This window comes from Bradyrhizobium centrosematis (genome assembly GCF_045571495.1).
GTDB classification, from domain to species: domain Bacteria; phylum Pseudomonadota; class Alphaproteobacteria; order Rhizobiales; family Xanthobacteraceae; genus Bradyrhizobium; species Bradyrhizobium centrosematis.
Genome location: NZ_CP120703.1, coordinates 3,999,396 through 4,018,226 on the forward strand (window position 1 = coordinate 3,999,396; position 18,831 = coordinate 4,018,226).

The 18,831-nt window shown below is 64.6% G+C and carries 9 protein-coding genes; 1 reads left to right on the plus strand and 8 read right to left on the minus strand.

Going from position 1 to position 18,831, the window contains the following annotated elements:
• Window positions 1–3 precede the first annotated feature (3 nt).
• From P6U31_RS19245 to P6U31_RS19260, 4 genes are read right to left on the minus strand one after another with little or no spacing between them, the layout of a single operon-like run.
• Window positions 4–3,108 carry an efflux RND transporter permease subunit gene (locus tag P6U31_RS19245; protein ID WP_407183221.1) on the minus strand — a complete coding sequence of 1,035 codons (3,105 nt, stop codon included), beginning with the start codon at window positions 3,106–3,108 and terminating at the stop codon, window positions 4–6.
• Window positions 3,108–6,257, minus strand: coding sequence for an efflux RND transporter permease subunit (locus P6U31_RS19250; protein ID WP_407183223.1), 3,150 nt, complete (start codon window positions 6,255–6,257; stop codon window positions 3,108–3,110). Before P6U31_RS19250 ends, P6U31_RS19245 begins: the two co-directional genes overlap by 1 nt.
• 37 nt (window positions 6,258–6,294) lie before the next feature.
• Window positions 6,295–7,701: an efflux RND transporter periplasmic adaptor subunit gene (locus P6U31_RS19255; protein ID WP_407183225.1), complete on the minus strand. Its 1,407-nt coding sequence runs from the start codon at window positions 7,699–7,701 to the stop codon at window positions 6,295–6,297.
• Window positions 7,691–9,175, minus strand: coding sequence for an efflux transporter outer membrane subunit (locus P6U31_RS19260; protein ID WP_407183227.1), 1,485 nt, complete (start codon window positions 9,173–9,175; stop codon window positions 7,691–7,693). The genes P6U31_RS19255 and P6U31_RS19260 overlap by 11 nt, the downstream gene beginning before the upstream one ends.
• 733 nt (window positions 9,176–9,908) lie before the next feature.
• Here P6U31_RS19260 and P6U31_RS19265 point away from each other — a divergent pair.
• Complete coding sequence (locus P6U31_RS19265) at window positions 9,909–10,943, plus strand: cysteine synthase A (RefSeq protein ID WP_407183229.1); 1,035 nt, start codon at window positions 9,909–9,911, stop codon at window positions 10,941–10,943.
• 57 nt (window positions 10,944–11,000) lie between these two features.
• On the opposite strand, the gene P6U31_RS19270 is transcribed toward P6U31_RS19265, so the two are convergent.
• From P6U31_RS19270 to P6U31_RS19285, 4 genes are all read right to left on the minus strand, one after another.
• Window positions 11,001–13,238 (minus strand): tetratricopeptide repeat protein, encoded by a 2,238-nt coding sequence (locus P6U31_RS19270; RefSeq protein WP_407183230.1) that lies wholly within the window; start codon window positions 13,236–13,238, stop codon window positions 11,001–11,003.
• Between the two features lie 121 nt (window positions 13,239–13,359).
• Window positions 13,360–15,633 (minus strand): tetratricopeptide repeat protein, encoded by a 2,274-nt coding sequence (locus tag P6U31_RS19275; protein ID WP_407183232.1) that lies wholly within the window; start codon window positions 15,631–15,633, stop codon window positions 13,360–13,362.
• 114 nt (window positions 15,634–15,747) lie between these two features.
• Window positions 15,748–17,988, minus strand: a complete 2,241-nt coding sequence (locus tag P6U31_RS19280; RefSeq protein ID WP_407183233.1) for a tetratricopeptide repeat protein — start codon at window positions 17,986–17,988, stop codon at window positions 15,748–15,750.
• Window positions 17,989–18,091: 103 nt separating this feature from the next.
• Window positions 18,092–18,829 (minus strand): amino acid ABC transporter ATP-binding protein, encoded by a 738-nt coding sequence (locus tag P6U31_RS19285; protein WP_407183235.1) that lies wholly within the window; start codon window positions 18,827–18,829, stop codon window positions 18,092–18,094.
• Window positions 18,830–18,831 lie beyond the last annotated feature (2 nt).

Genomic DNA, 18,831 nt, shown 5'->3' on the forward strand with positions numbered 1-18,831 from the left:
AACCTATTCCGCGGGCGCAGGCACCGGACGCGGTTCGGACCGCCGCCGCAGGCGGTCGATCAAGAGGTAGATCACGGGCGTGGTGTAGAGCGTCAGGATCTGCGAGACGAACAGGCCACCGATGATGGTGATGCCGAGCGGACGGCGCAGCTCCGTGCCGGGCCCGGTGGCGATCACCAGCGGGATGCCGGCGAACAGCGCCGCCATCGTCGTCATCAGGATCGGGCGGAAGCGCGCCTGGCAGGCCTCGAAGATCGCCTCCGCCGAGGACAGGCCGCGCTGGCGCTCGGCGTCGAGCGCGAAATCCACCATCATGATGCCATTCTTCTTCACGATGCCGATCAAGAGGATGATGCCGACGAAGGCGATCACCGTCAGCGGCGTATTGGTGAGCTGTAGGGCGAGCAGCGCACCGAGCCCGGCCGAGGGCAGCGTCGAGATGATCGTGAGCGGATGGGCGAGGCTCTCGTAGAGCACCCCGAGAACGATGTACATCGCCACCAGCGCAGCGAGGATCAGAAGCGGCTGGCGGCCGCTGGTCCTGGCGAAGTCGCCGGCATTGCCGTCGAAGCTGCCGCGGATACCTTCCGGCATGTGCAGCTCTTCCACCGCCCGCTGGATGTTTTGCGTCGCCGCCTGGAGCTGCACGTCCGGCAGGAGGTTGAACGACACCGTGGTCGAGGGAAAGGACTGGGAGTGATAGACCGCGAGCGCGGCAAGCCCGCGCGTGGCATGCACCACGGCCGACAGCGGCACCTGCGCGTCGCCCGCGCCGGCGACATAGATGCGATCGAGGTTGGAAGGATCGACCTGGAATTTCGGATCGATCTCCAGCACGGTGATGTACTGGTTGCGCTGGGTGTAGATGATCGAGATCTGCCGCTGCGAGAAGGCGTTGTTCAGCGCGTTGTCGATGTCCTGGACCCTGACGCCGAGCGCCGAAGCCTTCTGCCGATCGATCGCGAGCGTGAGCTGAAGCCCGCCGGGGTCGCGATCGCTGGAGATGTCGGTGATGCCTTCGACGCTCTCCATGCGCTTGGCCACGATCGGCGCCCACTTCTGCAGCAGACTGAGGTCGGTGCTGGTCAGCGTGTACTGGTAGTCGGAATCGCTCTGCCGGCCGCCGGCACGAACGTCCTGGGCGGCAAACATGAAGAGGCGGATGCCTGGCACGGGGTAGAGCGCGCGCCTCAGGCGGTCGATCACGGTCTGCGTCGAGACGTGATCGCGCTGCTCCGGCGGCTTCAGGCTGATGTACATGACGCCGCGGTTCGAGGTCGCTCCCCCTGGCCCGCCTCCGGCGCCGACGGTCGAACCGATGCCCGCCACGGCCGGATCCTGCATCACGATGTCGGCGAGCCGCTGCTGGAGGCCAAGCATCGACTGGAACGAGATGTCGGCCGAGGCCCGCGTCGCTCCGATGACGAAGCCGGAATCGTCGGTCGGGAAGTAGCCCTTGGGGACCTTGATGTAGAGCGTCACGGTGAGGCCGATGGTGGCGAAGAACACCAGCAGGGTCGCCAGCGGGTAATCCAGCACGGCGCGCAGGGTTCGGGCGTAAAAGGCGACGATGCGCGACAGCGAGCCCTCGATCAGCCGATCGAACAGGGTGGCCGTGCCGGAGGTAGTCTGCCGGATGTAATGGGCGCAGATCATCGGCGTGACCGTGAGGGACACGAGCGTCGAGACCAGGATGGCGAAGGTCAGCGTCAGCGAGAATTCGCGCAGCAGGCGGCCGACGATGCCGTCCATGAAGATCAGCGGCGTGAACGCCGCGATCAGCGACAGGCTGATCGAGACCACCGTGAAGCCGATCTGCCTCGCGCCCTCCTGCGCCGCACGGAATGGCCGCATGCCGTGCTCGAGATTGCGATACATGTTCTCGATCATGACGATGGCGTCGTCGACCACGAAGCCGACCGAGATCGCGAGCGCCATCAGCGACAGATTGTCGATCGAAAAGCCGGCCACCCACATGCCGGCACAGGTACCGGCCAGTGCCAGCGGCACCGAGATGCCGGCCGCGATCGTCGGCGTCAGCCGCCGCAGGAACAAGAACACCACGAGCATCACCAGGACCGCGGTCGCCAGCAATGTCCATTGCATGTCGAGCACGCTGGCGCGGATCGTGCCGGTGCGGTCGACCAGGGTCGAGATCTCGACGCCGGCGGGAATCCACTGCTTCAGCTGGGGAACCAGCGCCTTCACCCTATCGACGGTATCGATGACATTGGCATCACCCTGCTTGGTGATCTGGATCAGCACCGCCGGTTGCTTGTTGAACCAGGCGATCGACCGGGCGTTGCGGACGGAATCCTCGATGTCGGCGACGTCGGACAGTCGCACGAAATTGCCGTTGGAGCTCTTGATGACGATGTCGCGGAATTCCTTCGCCGTGCGCATCTGCCGATTGAGCGCCAGCGTCTCGCTCTGGCGCTCACCGTTGAAGATGCCGACAGGACCCAGCGGGTTGGCGTTGACGATCGCGGTCCGCACGTCGTCGGTAGCGATGCCGGCATTCGACAGCGCGACCGGATTGAGCTGGACCCGCACGGCTGGCTGGTCGGCGCCGGATACCGTGACGTCGCCGACACCCGGAACCTGCGAGATGCGCTGCGCCAGCACCGTGTCGGCGACGTCGTAGATTGCACTGGCCGACAACGTCTTCGAGGTCAGCGCCAGCACGAAGACGGGCGCGCCGGCCGTGTTGGCCTTGCGGAATCGCGGCAGCGTCGGCAGGTCGCTCGGCAGGTCGACCATCGCGGCGTTGATCGCCGCCTGCACGTCGCGCGCAGCCTTGTCGATGCTGCGGCCGATGTCGAACTGGAGCTGGATGCTGGTGTTGCCGAGCGTCGAGGTCGAGGTGATCTGGTTGATGCCGGCGATCTCACCGAGCCGCCGCTCCAATGGAGACGCCACCGTCGCCGCCATCACCGACGGGTCGGCGCCGGGCCGGCTGGCCGAGACGAAGATGGCGGGGAAGTCGACATTCGGGACCGAGGCGACGGGAAGGAACTCGTAGGCGACCACACCCAGCAGGAACAACCCGATCGACAGCAGCGTGGTGGCGACCGGGCGGCGGATGAAGGGCTCCGAGATCGACGCCATCACTGCATCCCCTCGGTCGCGCCCGCGACCGGCGGGCCGCCGGATTCAGCGGGCGGCAGCGCCTGCTCGAGGCGGCGGTTGATGCGGTCGAGCGCAAGGTAGATCACCGGCGTCGTGTAGAGCGTCAGGAGCTGGCTCAGCAGCAGGCCGCCGATGATGGAGATACCGAGCGGAAAGCGCAGCTCGGCGCCGGTGCCGCTCTCGATCGCGAGCGGCAGCGCGCCGAACAGCGCGGCCAGCGTCGTCATCATGATCGGGCGGAAGCGCAAGAGGCAGGCCTGCACGATGGCTTCGTTGGGCGACATGCCCTGCCCGCGCTCGGCCTCGAGCGCGAAGTCGATCATCATGATCGCGTTCTTCTTGACGATGCCCATCAAGAGAATGATGCCGATCAGGCCGATGACCGAGAGGTCCTGCCCGCACAGCACCAGCGCGAGGATCGCGCCGACGCCGGCCGAGGGCAGCGTCGACAGGATCGTGATCGGGTGGATGTAGCTCTCGTAGAGCACGCCGAGCACGATGTAGATGGTGATCACGGCGGCAAGAAGCAGCCAGGGCTGCCCCGCAAGCGCCTTGGCGAATTCGGCGGCATCGCCGGCATAGACGCCGACGATGCTGTTGGGCATGCCGATCCGGGTCTCGATCGTCTTCACGGCCTCGACCGCATCGCCGAGCGCGGCGCCCGGCGCGAGGTTAAAGCTGAGCGACACGGAAGGGAATTGCGCCTGGTGCGAGATCGCGAGCGGCGCAGTCGTGCGCTTCAGCGTCGCCACGGCCGACAGCGGCACCTGAGCGCTCGGCGCGCCGGCGGTGGTGCTCGCCGCGCCCGGCAGATAGAGCTTCGACAGGATCGAGGGATCGCGCTGGTACATCGGCAGCGCCTCCAGCACCACGCGGTACTGGTTGGCCTGACCGTAAATGGTCGAGATCTGGCGCTGCGCGAACGCGTCGTTGAGCGTATCGGTGATTCCTTGCAGGCTCACGCCGAGCTGGCCCGCGCGGGTACGGTCGACGTCGAGCTGCGCCCGCAGGCCGCCTTCCTGCGCCTCGGAGGAAACGTCGCGGAACAAGGGATCGCGGCGCATCTCCGTGACCAGCTTGCGCGCCCATTCCGACACCAGCGTCGCATCGGTCCCGGTCAGCGTGTACTGGTATTGCGAGCGGCTCGACTGGGTCGAAATCTGCACGTCCTGCACCGGCTGGAAATAGACGGTCATTCCGGGGATACCCGCCACCCTATCCTTCAACCGAGTGATGACGACCGCGACATCGTCGCGCCGCTCGCCGCGCGGCCTTAAGCTCATGACGAGCCGGCCGACATTGGTGGTCGGGTTGACCGAGCCTGCACCGATCACCGAGACCACGCCGACCACGTCCGGGTCGCTCTTGATCGCTTCGGCCGCCTCGGCCTGCCGCTTCTGCATCTCCGCAAACGACACGTCTGCTCCGGCCTCTGTGACTGCCGTGATCGAGGCGGTGTCCTGCAGCGGCAGGAAGCCTTTTGGCGCGACGATGTAGAGGACCAGGGTCGCGATCAGCGTGGCGAATGTCACGACCAGCGTGGCGCGCTGGCGCTCCAGCACCCACAGAAGCGAGCCATGATAGGCCTCGACAGTGCGGTCGATGAAGCGGCTGATCGCGGCCAATCCCGGCACCGCCAGCTCCTCATGGGCGTGCTTGAGCAGGCGTGAGCACATCATCGGGGTCAGCGTCAGCGAGACTACGGCCGAGGTCACGACCGCGATCGTCAAGGTCAGCGCGAATTCGCGGAACATGCGCCCGACGAGGCCTGACATGAACAGGAGCGGGATGAACACCGCGATCAGGGAGACCGTCAGCGAGATCACGGTGAAGCCGATTTCGCTGGCGCCCTTGAGCGAAGCCTCCATCGCGCCGTCGCCGTTCTCCATGTGGCGCACGATGTTCTCGATCATGACGATGGCGTCGTCGACGACGAATCCGGTGCCGATCGTCAGCGCCATCAGGGACAAATTGTCGAGACTGAACCCGGCGAAATACATGATGCCGAAGCTCGTAATCAGGGACAGCGGTAGTGCCACGCCAGCGATTATGGTCGCGCGCAGCGAACGCAGGAAGAGCAGCACCACAAGGGTCACCAGCACGACCGCAAGGACCAGCGTGAACTGCACGTCGCGCACCGAGGCTCGGATGGTGACGGTGCGATCGGAGACGATGGTGAGGTTCACCCCGGCCGGGATCGCGCGCTGCACTTTGGGGATTTCGGCGCGGATCTGGCTGACGACGTCGATCACGTTGGCGCCGGGCTGGCGCTGGATGTCGATGATGACGGCCGGCGTGCCCTGGTACCAGCCACCGGTGCGGTCGTTCTCCAGACCGTCCACGATCTGCGCGACATCGGCGATGGTGACGGGCGAGCCGTTGCGATAGGCGATGATGACGGGCTTGTAGGCGTCGGCCGCAGCGATCTGGTCGTTGGCCGCGATGATGTAGGATTGCTGCGCGCCATCGAGCGAGCCTTTCGGCCCCGAGACATTGGCGTTGGCGATGGCGGTGCGCAGATCCTCCATCGCAATGCCATAGGCAGCGAGGCGTGCCAGATCGGCCTGGATGCGCACGGCCGGTTTCAATCCGCCAAGCACCGAGACGCGTCCGACACCGGAAATCTGGCTCAAACGTTGCGCCAATATGGTGTCGGCAATGTCGCTCATCGCGCGCAGCGAGATGGTGTCCGAGCGCAGCGCCAGCGTCATGACAGGCGCGTCCGCCGGGTTCACCTTGGCGTAGGTCGGTGGATAAGGCAGCGTCTTGGGCAGCACGCCGGCTGCGGCGTTGATCGCGGCCTGCACGTCCTGCGTCGCGCCATCGATGTCGCGGTTGAGATCGAACTGGAGCGAGATCTGGCTGACACCGAACGAGCTCGTCGAGTTCATCGCCGACAGCGACGGGATCTGCCCGAGCTGCCGCTCCAGCGGCGCGGTGATCAGCGAGGCGATCACGTCGGGGCTCGCGCCCGGCAGCTGCGTCGTCACCTGCACGGTCGGGAAGTCGACCTGCGGCAGCGCCGAGACTGGCAGCGCGAAATAGCCCAGCAGCCCGCCGATCAGAAGCGCGATGCCGAGCAGCGAGGTCGCAATCGGCCGGCGAATGAAGGGTTCGGAGACACCCATGGGATCTGCCTGCCGCTTCAGGCGGCTGTTGATGGGATCATGGCTGCTTGGCTCCAGATCCCGATGCTCCCGGCCCCGGTGCCGGCCCGGTCTGTCCCTTCTGGTCGCCCTCGCTGCTCTTGCGCTTGGCGCGGAACTCGCCGTCCTTGCCTTGTCCGTCCTTCTGCCCTTCGTTCTGACTCTCCTTGGCGCCATCCTTCTTCTGGGCGTCGGCGCCGCGCGAGCGCTTGCGCGGGGCGAGATCGGCCGACGGGGTCTGGTCGTCGCGGCCGACGATCACCTTGGAGCCGTCGGACAGATTGGCAAAGCCCGTGGTGACGACCCTGTCATTCGCCGACAGGCCACTGGCGATCACGGCGTCATGCTCGTTCTGCTGGGTCACCGTCACGGGCTTGGCCGAGACGATATTGTCCTGGCCGATGACGTAGCTGAAGGTCCCGATCGGGCCGCGCTGCACCGCAGACGTCGGCACCACCAGCGCCTGGGTCAACGTCTCGACCTTGAGGCGGACATTGACGAACTGGCCGGGCCAGAGCTGGTAATTGGCGTTGGGAAATTCCGCCTTGAGCTTGAGCGTGCCGGTGGTCTGGTCGACCTGATTGTCGATGCCGGTGAGCTTGCCGGTGTCAATCACGGTGATGCCGTCATTGCCGAACACGTCGACTGCGAGCGGGCCCTTCGCGGCGGCCGCATTGACGCGCATGATCTGTTGCTGCGGCAGGCTGAACCACACCGCGATCGGCTGCAATTGCGTGATCACCACGAGCCCCGTGGTGTCGGAGGCATGGATGATGTTGCCCTGGTCGACCTGGCGCAAGCCGGCGCGCCCCGAGATCGGCGCCACGATCTTGGTATAGCTCAGCGTCGCCGCCGCGTTGTCGATCGCGGCCTGATCCGCCTTCACCAATGCCTCGGTCTGCGCGACCAGCGCGCGCTGGGTGTCGGCCTGCTGCTTGGAGCCGGCGTTGGAGGCGGCGAGCTGCTCGTAGCGGGTCAGGTCGATCCGCTGGTTGGCGAGTTGCGCCTGATCCTGCGCCTTCTTGGCGACCGCCTGGTCGTAAGTGGCCTGATAGAGCGCGGGATCGATCTCGCCGAGCACGTCGCCCTTCTTGACGTCTTGGCCCTCGGTAAAGTTCACCGCAATCAACTTGCCATCGACCTGCGACCGCACGGTCACGGTGTTGAGCGCGCGGATCGCACCGACGCCGTCGAGATAAACCGGAACGTCCTGCACCCGCGGGCTTGCCGCCAGCACCGGCACCGGCAGATCGAGCCGCTGATTGTTGCGATTATTGGCCTGCTGCTGATGCGTGGCGGTCCAGCCGAGATAACCGAGGCCGCCGAGGATCGCGAGCGTGACCAGGGTCATGATGAAACCGCGGCCGCGCGACCTTCTCGCCGTCCCTTCCTCCGCGCCTTGCCTGCCATCCGGCTTAAAGAGCATTGACCGGTTTCTCCATTCGCGGCTCCCAGCCGCCGCCGAGCGCCTGATACAGGCTGACGATGGCGAGCAGGCGGGCCAGTTGCGCCTGTGACAGCGCGTCTTCCGCCTGGAACAGGGTCAGCTGAGTATTGAGCACGGTCACGATGTCGGCGGTGCCGGCGCGCAATTGTTGCTCGGACAGATCGAAGGCGCGGCGCGAAGCGGCGACGACGTCGCGCTGCAATTGCAGCTTGATCGTGGTCTGCTTGATCGAGAACAGCGCGTTGTCGACGTCGGCAAAGGCCTGGACGATGGTCTTGCGGTAGGTCTGCAGCAGCTCGTCCTGCCGCGCCTTGGCCAATTCGAAATTGCCGAGGATCTTGCCGCCGTCGAAGATCGGCTGCGTGGCGCTGCCGACGAGCTGGAAGAACGCCGCATGCGGCTGGAACAGCGAGACCAGCGCTGAACTCTGATAGCCGCCATTGCCGGTCAGCTGGATGGTCGGAAAGAACTGGGCCCGGGCATTGCCGACGTTGGCGGTCGCAGACGCAAGCTGCGCCTCCTGCCGGCGGATGTCCGGCCGCTGCGTCAGCAGCTCCGACGGCAGGCCGGGCGCCACGCGCGGGATCGCGATCCGATCCAGCGAGCCGCCGTGCACACGCACGCTCTCTGGCGGGCGCGAGACCAGCACGGCGAGCGCGTTGACATTCTGGTCTAGCGTCTGGCGCAGCGGCGGCACCAGGGCCTTCTGATTGGCAAGCACGCTCTCCTGCTGGGCGACATCGAGATCCGTGCCCGTGCCGGCCTTGCGCCGCTCCCTCACGGCATCGAGGATGCGCTGCGCGCTCGCGATGTTGCGCTGTGAGGTCCTAATGCGGTCCTGCGAGGCCAGCACCTGGAAATAGGCGTTAGCGACGGCCGCCAGCGTCGTCAGCGCGACGGTGTCGCGGTCGAAACGGTTGGCGTTCGCCGTCTCCTCGGCCGATTGCAGCGCATCGCGGTTCTGGCCCCAGAAGTCGAGCTGATAGCTCGCGCTCAGCGAAGCCGAATAATTGACGACCTCGCGTCCGCCGATGGACAGGCCGGACGCGCTCGAGCCCGAGGTGCGCGAATAGGTTTCCGACCCGCTCGTCGACACGCTCGGCAGCAGCGCCGCGCCCGCCTGCCGCGCCTGAGCATCCGCCTGAACGATGCGCGCGACGGCGGCGGCGATGTCGAGGTTGACGGTCTGGGCCTCTTCCATCAGCTGGGTCAGCTCCGCGGAGCGGAAGCCGCGCCACCAATCGAGTGACGGCGGCGCATCGCCCTTGCCGGCGTATTTGTACTGCGCGGGAACGTCGAGGGCGGGGTCGGGAAGGTCCTGGGTCAGCACGCAAGCACCCGAGGCGGCAGCGAGGCTCAGCGCCGCAAACCAGCGCGCCGCGCGCCACGCCCGGGATGTAGCACCTTCGGACCGCCGCATGGCGATCGCCGGAACATCCTGTGTCACATCCACCCCCCGCCGGGCAGATCATGCCGCCGCGCAACCGGAGTAACCGATTCGCGGCGGGACGGTCGGGAGGCTTTGGACAACTCGTTCACAGGGGTGATGCTTTCTGCGGAACCTCGACATTGATACTAGCCGGGCGCTGAACTGGCGGACAGTCCCGCAGTTGCGAGATAGCCGCGCCAACGTGCCGGAGGCCAACCGGTGAAAATGCAGAACATGCCTGTCCTGCAGAGACTTCTCTCATTCTCGAAACCGGAGAAGGCGAGATCAAGCTTACCAAGATTTCATGTGATATTGCTGCCACACCGGCACCTGAGCCTTTCCGTCCGGCCGTGCCCTGCCCGCCGCGCGGCGTCGGTTCAGTTTCGCGCTCCAATCGAGCCAGGTCTCAAGGCCGTCAATGGCCGAAACGGATGCCCGCTTCTGGAGGGAGATATGACTTGGGACATCCAAGCGCCATCCGCACCCGCGATGGCTGCTCGGTTCGGCCTTGGAAGAAAGCGGTCGTGAAATGGCTGGCGGCGACCGTCATCTTTCGTGCTGCGGCGGAGTTCAGCCATTTCGTCCTACCGATATCGCCTCGCGCCCAAGCCCATCGTCGCAGGTCACACCGCTCGAGAAAATCATTGTTTGGACAGGCGTTTCAGCCGGTTTCGCCGCAGCGCAAAAGCCTTCCCCTTTGGTCCTCCAAGCACTAGGTTCGGGTCAACCAGATCAACCCGATAGCGATTTCCCTGACATGACCATTCGAAACGACGTTGTCGAAGCCATCGGCAACACCCCGCTGATCAAGCTGAAGCGCGCCTCGGAACTGACCGGCTGCACCATTCTCGGCAAGGCCGAATTCATGAACCCCGGCCAGTCGGTCAAGGATCGCGCCGGCAAATGGATGATCCTGGAGGCCGAGAAGCGCGGCGAACTCAAGCCCGGCGGTCTCGTGGTGGAAGCAACCGCCGGCAATACAGGCATTGGCCTTGCGGTCGTCGCGAGCGCCCGTGGCTACCGCACCCTGATCGTGATTCCGGAAACGCAGAGCCAGGAGAAGAAGGACTTCTTGAAGCTGTGCGGCGCCGAGCTGATCGAGGTCCCGGCCCTTCCTTACGCCAATCCCAACAACTACCAGCATGTCGGTCGCCGTCTTGCCGACGAGCTGCGCAAGACCGAGCCGAACGGCGTGCTGTTCGCCGACCAGTGGAACAACCTCGACAACGCCAAGGCACACTACGAATCCACAGGACCGGAGATCTGGGAGCAGACTGGCGGCAAGGTTGACGGCTTCGTCTGCTCGGTCGGCAGCGGCGGCACGCTCGCCGGCACCAGCCGCTATCTGAAGGAGAAGAACAAGAACGTGCGGATCGCCTGCGCCGATCCCCACGGCGCCGGCATGTACGAATATTTCCGAACCGGCGACGCCAAGGCGACGCCCGGTGGCTCGATCACCGAAGGCATCGGCCTCAACCGCGCGACCGCCATCGTCGAGACCGCGAAGGTGGATGACGCCTATCTCATTCCCGACGCTGAAGCTGTCAGCATGATCTACGAGCTGCTCCAGCATGAAGGTCTCTGCCTTGGCGGCTCGACCGGCATCAACATTGTTGGTGCGATGCGCCTCGCCAAGCAGCTCGGGCCCGGCAAGACGATCGTCACCGTGCTGTGCGATTCCGGCAGCCGCTACCAGTCGAAGCTGTTCAACGCAGATTTCATGCGCGCCAAGAACCTTCCGGTGCCGGAGTGGCTGGAGAAGCGCAGCAACATCAAGCCGCCCTTCGTGTGATCGTCACGCTCCTCGGGGCGAGAGCGCACGTCCACAAGCTCTGCGCGGTTCGGCTGGTTAGGCGACCTCCCCGCTTTCCGGGGCCGCGGCGCAATAGTCGCGCCAGAATTGACGATACCCCTGCTCGACCTTGCGCGTGTAGGTTTCTACATTGCCCGCGGACGAAGCTGCGATCCGGGCCGGTAATTCCGCGCGCAACTTCGCCAGATATTCGGGCTGCGCCGCAAACTTCCGGACAATCTCGACATAGCCCTCGTCATCCTCGGCGACCCAGTCGTCAAGACCGACGGCCGCCACGATGGAGCCGCCGGCGCGCGACGAGGCGCCGTGACCGAGCTTGGCCACGACGGGAACGCCCGCATAGAGGGATTCCCAGGTGCTGACGCCGCCGTTCTGCGGGAACGGATCGAGCGAAATATCGACTTCGGCGAACGCCCGCAGATGCTCGGCACGCTCCGACGTGCCGAGGCAGGTGATGTTCTCTTCCGCAATCCCCTGCGCCACAAATCGAGCGAGGAGGCCGTCGCGCACCAGCGGATCGTCAAGCAAGGTATGCTTGATGATGATCTTCGATCCGGTCACCTCGCGCATCAGTTTCGACCATACGCGGATCGCCTCATCCGAGATCTTGTTGACGCGGTTGAACACGCCGAAGGTGACGTAGCCGTTGCGGAGCATGGGAAGCTCCGAAGGCGGCACATCCAGGATCGGATCGATCGTGATCAGGCACGGCAGGTCGTAGACCTTTTCGGCCAGCAGATGCCGCGCCGACTGCGGAATGAAGACTGGGTCCGCGAGCACGTAGTCCATGGTCCGAAGGCCCGTACCGGTCGCATGTCCGAAGCCCGTGACCTGGATGGGAGCCGGTTTGCGGGCGAAGACCTGGAGCCTGTTGCCCGACGAATGCCCGGACACGTCGATCAGGATGTCGACCTTGTCGGCCTCAATACGATCAGCGAGTTGGTCGTCGAGCATCTGCCAGGCGTCGACCCAGACGTCTGCCGCCGACCTGAATTCGGCCGTCACCGCATCTCGCGTCGGCGAGCACGAATAACAGACGACCTCGAAATTGACATGATCATGATGGCGCAGCACTGGCAGCAGGCCGAATGCCGCCGAGTGGTACCAGAACTCGGAAGACACATAACCGATCACGAGCCGCCTGTCGGGGTCGAGCTGCCGGCGTGCGAGCTTCCTTTGCGGCACGCGGGCGCCGATCACTTCGCCCCAAGACTTTCGCGTGGCCTGCTGGACCGTGAAATCGGCGTCAGGGAGAAAGTCCAGGAAGTAGATCTTCCGCGCCATCAAGTCTGGATCCGGCGCGATCGCCAGTGCCGCGTCGAGATGTTCGATTGCGGATGCGATCTCTCCCTGGTTTGCAAAGCAGGAACTCAGCAGCGCCAACGCGATCGTGGAACGCGGATTCTGCTCAAGCAAGGTCGTGCAGGCCAGGATCGCCTGTGCGGTATTTCCCATGCCGAGCGCGACCTCTGCCTTTCCCCGCAAGGCCACTTCGAACCGGGGCGAAAGTGCAAGTGCCGCATCGAAGTCCGCCGCCGCCTGCTCCAGCCGCGACAGTGCCGCGTTGAGGCGTCCGCGTTGCGCCAGAACCTTCGCCGAATCGGGCTTGATCGCGAACGCCGCTGCGAGCGCAGCTTCCGCCTCGTCATAGCGCCTGAGCTCGATGCTGACCGCGCCCTTGCCGATGAGCGCTTCGACGTGGCGCGGCTGAAACAACAACGCGCGATCGAAGCTCTCCCTGGCGCGGTCGAACCGGTACAGCGCCATCTCCGCCACGCCGCGATTGCAAAGCGCGTCGGCATAGTCGGGCTTCAGCTTGACGGCGCGATCGTACGCCTCGATGGCCTGTTCGGGCAGGTTCATCTGGAGCAAGATGTTGCCGAGGCCGGCCAGGGCCGGCGTGAAATTCGGCTTCAGCGCGATCGCCTTCTCCTGGCAGACGCGGGCCGCTTCCAATTTCTGAACAACGAAGTAGACGGTCGCGAGATTGCTCTGCGCCTCGTGCGAACGCGGATCGATCGAGATCGCGCGTTCGAGTAGCTGTTGCGCCTCTTCAAGGCGCCCACCCTGTTGCGCGCACACGCCGAGCAGGTGCGTGGCGTCAAAATGATCCGGAATGGCCTGCAGGATCTGGCGGCAGAGCGCATCGGTCTCGGCATACCGGCCTTGGCCGAAGGCGCTTGCCGCCGCGGAGATGATGGCGTCGGCCTGCTTCTTCAATTTCTTCTGCAATCGCGCATTCTGGAATGCGCGCGCGCCGGCGCTGTTCTGCAAGGTGTCTCTCCGGAGGATGGCCCGTCGCGAGTCTAACTGATTCGCCTACCGGCCCGGCCGGTCGGCAGAATCGGAATCTCCCCCGGGATATCCCGGGGGCTTGCCCTAAGATCTGCTTGGCTCAGGAACCGCTTGGTGCGTCTGACCTGCTTCCCGCAGCGTCGCCGCGTTCCGAGGCCACAGCACAATAATCGCGCCAGAACTTGCGGTAGCCCGCTTCGAGCTCGCGCGTGTAGATCTCGACATTGCCGGCGGGCGAGGCTGCGATCTGAGCCGGCAGACCCGCGCGCAACTTCGCCAGGTGTTCAGGCTGCGAGACAAATTTGCGTGCGATCTCGACATAGCCGTCGTCATCCTCGGCGACCCAGTCGCCGAGACCGACGGCCGCCACGATCGAGGCGCCGGCACGCGAGGAGGCGCCATTGCCGAGTTTGGCGACGACCGGAACGCCCTTGTAGAGGGATTCCCAGGTGCTGATGCCGCCGTTTTGCGGGAACGTGTCGAGGGAAATATCAACCTGATCGAAGGCCCTCAGATGGTCGTCGCGCGAAGTGGTGCCGAGGCACGTGATGTTCTCCTCGGCGATGCCCTGCGCGATGAAGCGTGCAACCAAGCTGTCGCGCAGCAAAGGATCATCGAGCAAACCATGCTTGAGGACGATCTTCGATCCCGGCAGCTCCCGCATGATGCGCGACCACACACCGATCGCGTCATCCGAGATCTTGTAGATGCGGTTGAACACACCGAAGGTGACATAGCCGTTGCGGAGCATCGGCAGCTCGGAAGGCTGCAAATTGGTGACGGGCTCCATCGTGATCAGGCACGGCAGATCGTAGATCCTTTCCGGGAACAGATGCCGCGCCGTTGGCGGAATGAAAATCGGATCCGCGAGCACATAGTCCATAGTCTGCATGCCCGTGCCCGTCGCGTGCCCGAAACCGGTGGCCTGGATCGGGGCGGGCTTCCGCGCGAAGACCGGGAGCCTGTTGCCGGTCGTGTGGCCCGACACGTCGATCAGGATGTCGACGTTGTCGGCCTGAATGCGATCGGCGAGCTCATCATCCGACATCTGCCAAGCCTCGACCCAGACGTCCGCCATTTGCTTGAACTTGTCGGTGTACTCGTCCGCCCCCGGCCAGGAGTAATAGCAGATGATCTTGAACTTGGCGTGATCATGATGGCGCAACACGGGCAGCAAGGTGAGCCCCGCCGAATGCTGCCGGAATTCGGCCGCGACATATCCGACCACAATCTGCTTGTCCGGATCCAGCGGCCGCTTCGGCAGCGTCCTTTGCGGAATCTTCGAGCCGATCGCATCCCACCAGGACTTTCGCACCGCCTGCTGAACCGCGAAATCCGCCTGCGCAAGGTAGTCCAGCAAGAAGATCTTGCCCCTGATCGCGTCGCCATAGTCCGGTCGGAGCGCCAGCGCGCGATCGAGATATTCGATCGCAGCGTCCATGTCTCCCTGGTTCGAATAAGCGAAGCCCATCAGCGCCAAGCCCATCTCGGAGCGAGGATTTCGCTCGATCAAGGTCGTCGCGGCCGCCATCGCCTGCGCGGTCCTTCCCATGACGAGGCAGACCTGCGCCTTGCCCCGAAGGGCCAGCTCGAGCTTGGGCGAAATCGCGAGCGCCGCATCGAAATCCGCCAGCGCCTCGTCCAGGCGCTGCAGTTCGTAACTGAGCCGTCCGCGCTGGGCCAGGATCCGTGGCGCGCCCGGCTTGATTGCCAGTGCCTGGGCAAACTTGGCTGCGGCCTCCTCGTGGTGCCGCAACTCCATGCTGACCATGCCGCTGCCGACGATGGCCTCGGCGTGACGCGGCTGAAACAGCAGGGCGCGATCGAAACTCTCCTTGGCGCGCATGGTCTGCCCAAGCACGATCTCGATCATGCCGCGATTGCAGAGCGCGTCGGCATAATCCGGTTTGATCTTGATAGCGCGCTCGTGCATCTCGAGTGCCTGCTCGTATAGCCCCAGATGCATGAGCGTGTTGCCGAGATTGGTCAGCGCGACGGTGAAATTCGGCTTCAGCGCGATAGCCCTCTCCTGGCACCGCCGCGCCTCCTCGTAATTGCCGAGGTCGAAATGCACGGTCGCGAGGTTGTTATGAGCGTCGTGCAGGCGCGGATCGAGCGCAATCACGCGCTCCAGCAGCTGCTGTGCCTCCTCGAGGCGCCGACCGTCATGGGCGCACATGCCGAGCAGGTGGATGGCGTCGACATGATCCGGAAGGGCTTTCAGGATCTCACGGCACAGCGCCTCGGTCTCGGCATATCGGCCCTGGCCATAGGCATTCGCTGCAGCGGCAATCACGGCGTCGGCCTGCTTCATCAACTTCTTCTGCAATCGCGCATTCTGGAATGCGCGCGCGCCGCCGCCGCTCTTCTGCAAGGTGTCTCTCCGGAGGATGCCCTAGGACGACTCTAACTGATTCGCGGACCCGGCCGGCCGGTCAGCGGACCGGCGTCGGCTCCGGGATGTCCCGGGGCTCGGCGTAAGGGCTGCCTACGCCATCTCGCCGCGTTCCGAGGCCACGGCACAATGATCGCGCCAGAACCGGCGATAGGCCGCTTCGACCTCACGCGTATAACGTTCGACGTTGCCGGCCGGCGAGGCTGCGATCCGGGCCGTCAGCTCCGCCCGTAACTTAGCAAGATGCGCGTGCTGCGCTGCGTATCTGCAAGCGATCGCGGCATAGTCGTCGTCATTCTCGGCGACCCAGTCGTCGAGGCCAACGGCGGTCACGATCGAGGCTCCGGCGCGCGCGGAGGCGCCGAGGCCGAGCTTGGCGACGACCGGAACGCCCGCATAGAGCGACTCCCAGGTGCTGATGCCGCCGTTCTGCGGAAATGGGTCGAGGGAGATATCGACCTTCGCAAAGGCCAGCAGATGCTCATGGCGCGAGGTCGAGCCGAGGCAAGTGATACTCTCCTTGGCAATGCCCTGGTTCATGAACCGCGCGATCAAGCCGTCGCGCAGCAAGGGATCGTCGAGCAGGCCGTGCTTGATGATGATCTTCGAGCCCGTCACCTCACGCATCACCTTCGACCAGACCCGGATCGCCTCATCCGAGATCTTGTAGATGCGGTTGAAGACGCCGAAGGTGACATGGCCGTTGCGGAGCATGGGAAGCTCCGAAGGCGGGACATCCTGGATCGGATCGATCGTGATCAGGCACGGCAGATCGTGGACCTTCTCGGCCAGCAGATGGCGGGCCGATTGCGGAATGAAGACCGGATCCGCGAGCACATAGTCCATGGTCTGAAGACCGGTTCCCGTAGCGTGTCCAAAGCCTGTCACCTGGATCGGGGCCGGCTTGCGGGCGAAGACTCCGAGCCTATTGCCGGCCGTATGTCCCGACACGTCGATCAGAATGTCGATCTTGTCTGCCTGGATGCGGTCGGCCAGCTCGTCGTCCGATAGCTGCGCGGCCTCGACCCAGACGTCGGCGAGAGGCTTGAACCGCTCGGTGATCTCGTCCCGCAACGGCCAGCAGGAATAGCAGACGATCTCGAACCTCGAGTGATCGTGATGGCGCAGCACCGGCAACAGGGCAAACGCTGCCGAGTGGTTCCTGAATTCCGAGGCGACATATCCGACGACGATCCGCCTGTCCGGATCGAGCTGCCGCGGCGGCAATGTCCGTTGCAGCAGTTTGGCGCCGACCGCATCCCACCATGATTTCCGCACCGCTTGCTGGACGGCGAAATCGGCCTCCGACAGATAATCCAGGATGAAGATCTTGCGTGCAATGGCATCCGCATAATCCGGCGAGATCGCGAGAGCTGCGTCGAGATGCGCGAGTGCCGTCGCAACATCTCCCTGGTTGGCATAGCAGGCGCCGAGCAGCACGAGTGCGTAATCAGACCGCGGATTGTCCTCGAGCAGGGTCTTGACGGCCGCAATCGCCTGCGTCGTGTTTCCTAACAGAAGGTTGACTTGCGCCTTCCCACGCAGCGCGAGCTCGAGCCGCGGCGATTGCGTCAGCGCCGCGTCGAAGTCCGCCGCCGCCTGCTCCAGCCGGTACAGATCGAAGTTCAGCCGTCCGCGCTGCGCCAGAATCCGTGGTGAACCCGGCTTGATCGCAAGTCCTGCCGCAAGGGCGGCCTCGGCCTCCTCGTAGTGCCGGAGCTCGATGCACACCATGCCCTTGCCGGCGAGCGCTTCCGCATGACGCGGCTGAAACACGAGGGCGCGGTCGAAACTCTGCTTGGCGCGCTCGAGGCGGCCGATCATCAGCTCGGCCATGCCTCGGTTACAAATTGCATCGGCATAGTCCGGCCGCAGCTTGATCGCGCGTTCGTGCAGTCCGATGGCCTGCTCGCCAAGCCCGATGTTGAGCAGCGTATTGCCGAGATTGGTCAGGGTGATCGGACAATTCGGCTTCAGCGCAATGGCCTTCTCCTGACATAGGCGGGCGTCCTGAAACCTCTGCAGATCGAAATAGACCGCCCCAAGATTGCCGTGGGCATCCGGCGAGCGCGGATCGAGCGCAATCGCGCGCTCTAACAGCTGTTGCGCCTCCTCGAGCCGCCCACCCTCGTACGCCCGCAGGCCGAGCAGGTGCGTGGCGTGGAAATGATCTGGCACTTCCTTCAGAATCTCGCGGCAGAGTGCCTCGGTCTCCGCAAACCGGCCCTGCCCCAACGCCTCGATTGCGAAGGACAACACGGCATCCGCCTGCTTCCTCAACTTCTTCTGCAATCGCGCATTCTGGTAGGCGCGCGCGCCGACACTGCTTTGCAAGGTCTCTCTCCGGGGATGGCCCGAAAGGAGGCAAAGCCGATTCGGATGGTGCCAAGCTGGCGGGTCAGTCAGGCCGGCACGGCCATGGAATGCCGGGTGGTGCTCAGCGCAGAATCTGGCTCAGGAACAGTTTCGTCCGGGCGTGCTGAGGCGCCGCGAAGAATTCGTTCGGGGTGTTGGCCTCGATGATCTGGCCGGCATCCATGAACACCACGCGGTTGGCGACCTCGCGGGCAAAGCCCATCTCGTGGGTGACGACCAGCATGGTCATGCCCTCCTCGGCGAGGTCGACCATGGTGTCCAGCACCTCCTTGACCATCTCGGGGTCGAGCGCCGAGGTCGGCTCGTCGAACAGCATGACCTTCGGGTTCATGGTCAGGGCGCGGGCGATGGCGACGCGCTGCTGCTGGCCGCCGGACATCTGGCCCGGAAACTTGTTGGCCTGATGCGGGATCTTGACCCGCTCCAGGAATTTCATCGCCGTCGCCTCGGCGTCCCTCTTCGGGATGTTACGCACCCAGATCGGCGCCAGTGTGCAATTGTCGAGCACCGTGAGATGCGGGAACAGGTTGAAGCTCTGGAACACCATGCCGACTTCGCGGCGCACCGCGTCGATGTGCTTCAGGTTCGGCCCGAGTTCGATGCCATCGACGACGATCTCGCCCTCCTGGAATTCCTCGAGCGCATTGATGCAGCGGATCAACGTCGACTTACCGGAGCCCGAGGGCCCGCAGATCACGATGCGCTCGCCCTTTTGCACCGAAAGGTCGATGTCGCGCAGCACGTGAAAGTCGCCGTACCATTTGTTGAGGCCGGAAATCTTGACGATGGGGTCTGACATGG